The sequence below is a fragment of the Desulfurispora sp. genome (assembly GCF_052744395.1).
On record NZ_JBRAJI010000025.1, the window covers coordinates 32,189 to 39,871 of the forward strand.

Below are 7,683 nucleotides of genomic sequence, written 5' to 3' on the forward strand. Positions count from 1 at the left end.
GCAGTGATGGCGAGATCATAGCCTACAACATGGCCATGAAGATAAAAGTGAACCGTTGTCCGCCGTAAAAGGCGGACTTATTTATTATTATCCGGCATTAAATATTCAGAATTGCAGGAAATAGCTTGAAGATAGAGAAATCAGACTTATCCTTTGTGAATGGGGGCCTGTTTTCCTATGCGCCTGGGTTATTTTTGCAGCTACACTCCCGAGGAGATCATCATGGCCGCCGGCTGCCAGCCGGTACGGCTTTTCCCCACCTGCGCGCCGGGCGGTGCGGCCGACCGGCACCTGCAAACCTTTGCCTGCGGTTATGCCCGCAGTGCCCTGGAGTACCTGCTGGGTGGCAGTACGGATGGTCTAGATGGGGTAATCATTCCGGCTGCCTGCGATTCTATGCGGGCGGTGGCCGAAATACTGCGCCTGACTTTCCCGGCTCGCTTTGTGTTTTTCCTCAATTTGCCCCTGCGCCTGGACAGCCCGGCTGCCGCACATTTTTACTGCAGCGAGCTGGCAGCGCTGCTGCTGGCCCTGGAGCAATACACCGGCCGCAGCGTGACGGCACAGCAGCTGGAGGAGGCTATAGCCCTCATGGCCAATTTGCGGGTCGGCCTGGGGCGACTGTGGTACGGGGTGGAACAGGCGGGACAGGCCGGTGGAATGGCGGAAATAGCACCTCCGGCGGTGCCGGGGACGGATTGCCGGCAGGCGGCAGAAAATGCCGGCCAGGAAGGTAGGTGCGCCAGCTGGCATTCGCTGCGCCGCTTTGTCCTCCTGCAGCGCTGGCTGGGCATGGACCGGCAGGCGGCGCTGAGCGAGCTGCAGGAGTTGCTGTTGACGGTGGCCGCGGAAAGGTCAGAGGAGGGGGCACAAACAGCTGTCTGCCCACCGGTGTCTGCCGGCTCCCCTGTGCTGGCCATTGGGGCCAGCCTGGCCGATGTGGCCTGGCTGGAGATACTGGAAAAAGGGGGACTTAAGGTGGTGGGTGACGACCTGTGCAGCGGCAGCCGCTATTTTGTTTCCCTGCCCGAGCCAGCGGGGCGGGGGTGCCCTGCTCTTATTTCGGGAGAGGAACCTGGCGGTTGCAGCGCGACCGGGGAAACACACTCCGGCAGTGCTGTCCCGCAGGAGGAAAAAGAGCGGCAGGTTTTGCTGGCAGATCTGGCCGGGCACTATATCAACCGCATCCCCTGCCCCACCAAATTTCCGGCGGCGCCCAAGCGGGAGCTGTTCTGGCAGTGGCTCCAGCAACACTGCCGGCCGGTCGGGGTGGTTTATTTCCAGAACATCTATTGTGAGCCGCACGGTTTTGATTTCCCTCACTTGAAAGCCTGGTGGGCGGAAAAGGGCTTGCCGCTGTTGCGCCTGGATGTGGAACCGGGCCGGCCGCCCGGTGAGGCCGAACTGACACGGGTGCAGGCCTTTGCCGAAATGCTGGGGGGTGGAAAAGCATGAGCAGTCGAAAGTTAAAGTGTGCCGGTCAGTTGAAAAACCTGGGCATGGGTTACTACATGGGCGCTATGGCGGCCAAAAGCGCCGGCCAGCCTGTGGCCTGGATCACCAGCGGTGCGCCGGTGGAGATGCTTTACGCCCACGGCATCTTCCCCTTTTATCCGGAGAACTACGGCACACTGTGCGGCAGCCGCCGCCAGTCCCAGGAACTGTGCCAGGCCGCCGAGGCCCACGGTTATAATCAGGACCTTTGTTCCTATGCCCGCTGTACCCTGGGCTCGGTGCTGGAGGGCAAAGGGCCGCTGGGTCCGCTGCCGCCCCCCGATCTGCTGGTGACGGCCAAAAATATCTGCCACACCGTGATCAAATGGTGGGAAGTGCTGGCCCGGCACTACAACTGTCCGCTTTTTGTGCTGGATACCCCTTTTGTGCGGGGTGAGGTCACGCCGCAGCAGCTGGATTATGTGGCCGGACAGCTGCGCGAACTGGCCGATTTTCTAGAGCGGGTCACCGGCCGCCCCTTCGATCTGGACAAATTCCGGGCCACCCTGGAACTGGCCGACCGGGGGGCGGCCCTGTGGCAAAAGGTGCTGGACAGCCGACGCCACCGGCCCTGTCCGCTGACCTCGTTGGATATGTTCACGGGCATGTTTCCCATTGTCACCCTGCGGGGCACCGAGTACTGCCCGCAATTTTACAGCACTTTGCTGGCCGAGGTGCAGGAAAGGACGGCCGCCGGCCAGGGGGAGGTGGAGGGAGAAAAGCACCGCCTGCTCTGGGACAACATCGCCATCTGGTACAATTTCGGCCTGATGGAGCATTTCCACGCCCGGGGCGCAGTCTTCGTGGCCGAAACCTATACCGCGGCCTGGGGTCACTACCGCTTTGCCGCAGACGAGGCGGACATCTGGCGGACCTACGCCCGGCCCTATACCGAAACGCTGCTGAACATCGATTTGGACCTGCGCTATGCCCAGATGGCCCGGGCCATCCGCGACTTCGTCATTGATGGGGTGGTACTGCACTCCAACCGCAGCTGCAAGACCTACTCCCTGGGCCAGATGGATCTGGCCCGGCGCCTGCAGAATGAGCTGGGCGTGCCCGTGCTGCTGCTGGAGGCCGACATGACCGATCCCCGGGCCTTTGCCGAAGGCCCGGCCCTTACCCGGATCGAGGCTTTTTTGGAGATGCTGGGGTAGAAATATCGCGCCAGAGGGTTACCGGATGTCGACCACGCAGGTTAAAATAGACCTGCGTGGTTTTAATTTTGGCTTTAAAATGGAGTAGTGGCTAAATATTGCCATCAAGCTGCAATTTACGACATTATTTCGGTTTTGTTATAATTAGGAGTCGTATTATTCTTTTTTATTTTGCCGTTAAAGGAATATAGGGAGTTATGGGTCAGATGGGGAAACGGGTACAAAAAAGTAAGTTCTGCCGGTATGTGCTTTGGTTTTTGGCCCTATTGTTGTTGTCCAGCCTGTCCGGATGTGCGAAAGGCAGTACACCTTATATTGATTTTCGCCAGCATGAGGAACGAGTGGCTGAGGAAAGCAAGCGGGTACAGTCGCCCAAGCCGCTGCGCATAGCCCTGGCTTCGGTTATTTCACCCAAGGATACGGTGGTGTATTACCGGCAGCTGGCGGATTATATTGGGGAAAAAATGCACCGGCCGGTGGCTTTGCTGCAAAGGAGCACTTATGAGGAGGTCAATATGCTGCTGGCCAATGGCGATGCCGATATTGCCTTTGCTTCCACGGGGTCCTATTGCTCCTACCGGGGCATGAGCGAGATTGAGATCCTGGCCATGGTGGAACACCGGGGAACCAGCGCTTACCGGGCACTGGTGGTTGTGCCCGCGGACAGCGGGGCCCGGAGTATCGAGGACCTGCAGGGCCAGACTTTTGCTTTTACCGATCCTTTGAGCAACTCCGGGCGCATGATTATCTTAAAATATTTGCAGGAACGGCAGAAGACACCGGAAACTTTTTTTCAGCGTTATGTGTATACATACAGCCATGATAAATCGCTGCGGGCGGTGGCTAACAGGCTGGTGGACGGAGCATCGGTTGACAGCATGATTTATGATTTGATGCAAGAAAAGAATCCGGCCGAGGCGGCCAAAGTGAAGGTGATAGCCAGTTTTGGCCCCTTCCCCACTGGTCCGGTGGTGGTGCGCAAAGAGCTGGGCAGTGCTCTCAAAGAGCAGCTCCGGGAGGTGTTTTTGAGCTGTCATACCCGGGAGGGTCTTAAGCATGCACTTAAGGGGCTGCTCATTGATCGCTTTGTTTTGCCTCAGCCAGAATTATATGAACCGCTGCGCCAATTTTATGGACAGGCAGGTTGATATATTTAAAATGTGGAAGCAATCCAGCTTATATTACAAAATTAACGGCATAATCATGGGCATCCTGTTGCTTTTCAGTCTCAGTAGCTGGATGCTGATCAAAAGCACAGTGATGGATTTGCTGGGACACCAGCTGGAAAAACGAGGACAGGAACTGGGGAGGTATATTGCCGCCCTGGTGGCCGATGATGTTTTGCTGGACAATTATTACAATATTCACGAGCTGATTAACAAGACCAGATCCCGGGTGGAAGATCTGAGATATATCTTGATTACCGACCATAACGGCCGGGTTATTGCCCATACTTTTGGTCGGAGCTTGCCGCGGGGATTAAGCCAGCTAAGAAGCGGTGGCCGTGAGGGAATCATCCGTTTTGACAGTAACGAGGGGTTTATCCGGGAGATTATGGTCCCCATAGAAAATGGCAACGTGGGCTATGTGCGGGTGGGGATGTCGGAAAAGAGTACCCGGGAATTGCTGGGCCGGACCACCCGGCGGATCTTGCTGGGCATTGTGCTGGCCTGTTCTTTAGCCGTGTTGCTGGCCACCAGGCTGACCTCGGTAATCATTAATCCCATTTACCGCCTGGTCAAAGCGGCCCGGGAAATTGGCCGGGGGCAATTTGCGGTGCGCGTTCCGGTCGGTGCCCAGGACGAAGTGGGGCTTTTGGCGGCGGCTTTTAATGAAATGGCAGCCGGCCTGCAGCAAAAAGCAAAGGAAAACAATCTTTTGCTGGCCGAACTCAGGCGCAAAGAGGCCATGCGCACCTACTTAATCCAAAGGCTTTTTACCGTGCAGGAGGAGGAAAGGCGGCGCATTTCCCGGGAACTGCATGATGAAACCAGCCAGTCCATCACTTCGGTGCTGGCTTATCTGAAAGTTCTGCAGTTGCAGGTCGCCGGGGCAGAGGCCGGTGCATTGCTGGTAAAGGTCCGGGATATTGTGCTCCATCTGCTGGCCAACGTCAAAAAGATTGCCGTGGAACTGCGTCCGCCGGTGCTGGATGATCACGGTATTGTTGTGGCCATGCAGAAATACATTGACAGCTTTGTCGAGCAACACGCCGTGCCGGTGACTTTCACCGCCCGGGTGGCCGGGCGATCGCTGGACAACCAGACTTCCCTGGCCCTGTACCGGATACTGCAGGAGGGGCTAACCAATGTAGCCCGCCACGCCCGGGCCTCTGCGGTGGAAGTATTATTGTTAGCAGGCGGGGAACGTGTCCTGCTGGTTATATATGACGACGGTTGCGGAATTGCCGGGCGGGATTGGGAGGCCTGGCGGGAAAAGAATCATCTGGGACTTTACGGGATGAAAGAACGGGCGGAATTGCTGGGTGGCTTATTTTACCTGTGTTCCGCTCCCGGGGAGACCGTCATTACAGTCATTTTGCCTTTAGGTTGGAGTGATGAGCATGCCAGAACCGGTCCGGGTTTTGCTGGCCGATGACCATCCGGTTTTGCGGGCCGGGGTAAAATATTTGTTGCAAAGCGATCCGCAGTTTGTGGTGGTGGCCGAGGCCGCCGACGGGGAGGCGGTTTTGCACCTGCTGGAACAGGAAACCGTGGACGTGCTGGTGATTGATCTGGCCATGCCCGGGATGGGCGGGTTGCAGTGCATTAAAGAAATCAAGGCCCGGGGCTTGCCGGTGAAAATAGTGGTGTTTTCCATGTATGGAGATGAACAGTACATTAAAGAGGCCCTGCGGGCCGGGGCCCTAGCCTATGTGGAAAAGGAAGCGGTGGACACGGAACTGCTGGCTGCTGTGCGGGCCGCTTCAGCGGGCAGGTTCTATTTGCATCAGGGGCACATGCAAAACCTGTTAAGTGCGCTTTTGCTGGATAAGGAACAGGCTGATCCCCTGGATCCCTACCAGCTTTTAAGCGCGCGGGAGCGGGAGGTGCTGAGGCTGATCGCCCGGGGTTATTCCTTGACCGAGATTGCTGAATTGTTATCCCTCAGTGTAAAGACGGTGGAAACCTACAAATCTAGGATTATGCAAAAATTAGGTTTTTGCAAAAAAAGCCAGTTAATTGAATATGCTCTGGCGCAGGGGGTACTGGGCGTGCGGGAGATGTAAGTTTTTTTCCTACATTAAAATCATGAATTCTCCCGATACCGCCGGTGTTGAATTTTTGCGATAATTTCGCTAACAGTGGCGCGCGCTGTAAAAAAGTTCAACACATCAGGAGGTATGGGAGTAAGATGGGGCTTTTTAGTATCTTCAAACCTGCTCCTCACATTGCACCCTTGCCACCGGAAAAGGTGGACAGTGAATACACCCGCCTGCGCTGGCAGGTCTTTATCGGTATATTTATCGGTTATGCCGGCTATTATCTGGTGCGGAAAAACTTTTCGCTGGCCGTGCCCTACCTGCTTAAGGAGGGCTTTACCAAGGCCGAGCTGGGCTGGGTGATGTCGGCGCTGGCGGTAGCCTATGGTTTGAGCAAATTTATCATGGGCGTGGTTTCCGACCGCTGTAACCCGCGCTATTTCATGGCCGCCGGTTTGGTTTTGTCCGCCCTGATCAGTATCACCTACGGTATGGTGCCCTGGGCCACATCCACGGTGCTGATCATGTATCTGTTGATGTTTGCTAACGGCTGGGTGCAGGGTATGGGCTGGCCGCCCTGTGGCCGGGTGATGACCCACTGGTATTCCGTGTCGGAACGGGGTACCAAGGTGGCGGTGTGGAACGTGGCGCACAATATTGGCGGAGGGATCATCGGCCCCCTGGCCAGCCTGGGAATTCTGCTGTTCACTGATTGGCACAGCGTGTTTTACTTCCCGGCTCTGGTGGCCCTGCTGGTGGCCGTGTTCATTATTATGACGGTGCGGGATACACCCCAGTCCTGCGGTTTGCCGCCCATTGAGGTTTACAAGAATGAGTATCCTGCCGAACATGCCGACAAAGACATGGAGCGGGAGCTTTCCGCCAAAGAAATTCTATTCAAATACGTCCTTAATAACAAGTTTCTCTGGTACATTGCTCTGGCCAACGTTTTTGTTTACCTGGTGCGGTACGGGGTGCTGGACTGGGCGCCCACTTACCTCACCGAAGTGAAGGATTTCAGTCACAACAGCTCCCGCTGGGCCTATTTCTTGTATGAATACGCCGGCATTCCCGGCACCATCTTGTGCGGCTGGCTGAGCGACAAAGTATTTCGAGGCAGACGGGCTCCTGCCGGTATTATCTTCATGATTGGGGTAGCCATTGCCGTGCTGGTGTACTGGTTTAACCCGCCCGGCAACCCACTGATTGACAACCTGGCTCTGGTGACCATCGGCTTTTTGATCTACGGACCGGTGATGCTGATTGGACTGCATGCTCTGGATCTGGCGCCCAAAAAAGCGGCCGGTACGGCAGCCGGCTTTACTGGACTTTTTGGGTACATGGGGGGCACGGTAATGGCCAACGCCGCCATTGGCAAAGTGGTGGATGTATTCGGCTGGGATGGCGGTTTTGTAATGCTGGTGGCTTCCTGTGGGCTGGCCATCTTCTTCATGGCTCTGACCTGGAGCCACGGCGCCAAAGTGAAAACCGGCACGGTGTAATGAGGTTTCTCTATGGTATCATGGTCTTATATCCATTGTTGCTGTCGCTCGGCGGCATGTGGAGTCTATATTAGTGCATAGCGGCAGTATACTACGGGAAAAGCAGGCTCTATGGGGCCTGCTTTTTTGTCCCTCTGTGCCGTGTTTGCAAATTATGTCGAATAATAGTGAATTATAGTGATAAATTTTCCTGCCGGCGGCTCAACCGGCAGAGATTCCGGCGCGTCATATAAATGAAAGATGTTCAATAAAAAGATCTGGGGGAGGCTTAAACCATGCGTCAAACCAAACTGCTGCTGGTGCTGCTGCTGGCCGCGCTGTGGTTGGC

General features: G+C 56.1%; 6 protein-coding genes. All 6 read left to right on the top strand.

What is annotated here, in order from left to right; translation table 11 throughout:
- Positions 1-177 precede the first annotated feature (177 nt).
- The 6 genes from ACUVTU_RS08115 (at position 178) to glpT (ending at position 7,355) form a co-directional block, all read left to right on the top strand.
- Positions 178-1,455, top strand: a complete 1,278-nt coding sequence (locus ACUVTU_RS08115) for a 2-hydroxyacyl-CoA dehydratase subunit D (RefSeq protein WP_445889462.1) — start codon at positions 178-180, stop codon at positions 1,453-1,455.
- Positions 1,452-2,651: a 2-hydroxyacyl-CoA dehydratase subunit D gene (locus tag ACUVTU_RS08120; protein WP_445889463.1), complete on the top strand. Its 1,200-nt coding sequence runs from the start codon at positions 1,452-1,454 to the stop codon at positions 2,649-2,651. Before ACUVTU_RS08115 ends, ACUVTU_RS08120 begins: the two co-directional genes overlap by 4 nt.
- Before the next feature lie 257 nt (positions 2,652-2,908).
- The gene (locus ACUVTU_RS08125; protein ID WP_445889464.1) at positions 2,909-3,799 is read left to right on the top strand and encodes a substrate-binding domain-containing protein; all 891 of its coding nucleotides are present in this window, start codon (positions 2,909-2,911) and stop codon (positions 3,797-3,799) included.
- A gap of 10 nt (positions 3,800-3,809) precedes the next feature.
- Complete coding sequence (locus ACUVTU_RS08130) at positions 3,810-5,249, top strand: HAMP domain-containing protein (RefSeq protein ID WP_445889465.1); 1,440 nt, start codon at positions 3,810-3,812, stop codon at positions 5,247-5,249.
- Positions 5,215-5,880: a response regulator gene (locus tag ACUVTU_RS08135; protein WP_445889466.1), complete on the top strand. Its 666-nt coding sequence runs from the start codon at positions 5,215-5,217 to the stop codon at positions 5,878-5,880. Before ACUVTU_RS08130 ends, ACUVTU_RS08135 begins: the two co-directional genes overlap by 35 nt.
- Before the next feature lie 125 nt (positions 5,881-6,005).
- Positions 6,006-7,355 (top strand): glycerol-3-phosphate transporter, encoded by a 1,350-nt coding sequence (gene glpT / locus ACUVTU_RS08140; protein WP_445889467.1) that lies wholly within the window; start codon positions 6,006-6,008, stop codon positions 7,353-7,355.
- Positions 7,356-7,683 lie beyond the last annotated feature (328 nt).

Coding starts and splice junctions, on each gene's coding strand:
- glpT (WP_445889467.1), top strand. CDS start 6,006: ATGGGGCTTTTTAGTATCTTCAAACCTGCTCCTCACATTGCACCCTTG.
- ACUVTU_RS08115 (WP_445889462.1), top strand. CDS start 178: ATGCGCCTGGGTTATTTTTGCAGCTACACTCCCGAGGAGATCATCATG.
- ACUVTU_RS08120 (WP_445889463.1), top strand. CDS start 1,452: ATGAGCAGTCGAAAGTTAAAGTGTGCCGGTCAGTTGAAAAACCTGGGC.
- ACUVTU_RS08135 (WP_445889466.1), top strand. CDS start 5,215: ATGCCAGAACCGGTCCGGGTTTTGCTGGCCGATGACCATCCGGTTTTG.
- ACUVTU_RS08130 (WP_445889465.1), top strand. CDS start 3,810: ATGTGGAAGCAATCCAGCTTATATTACAAAATTAACGGCATAATCATG.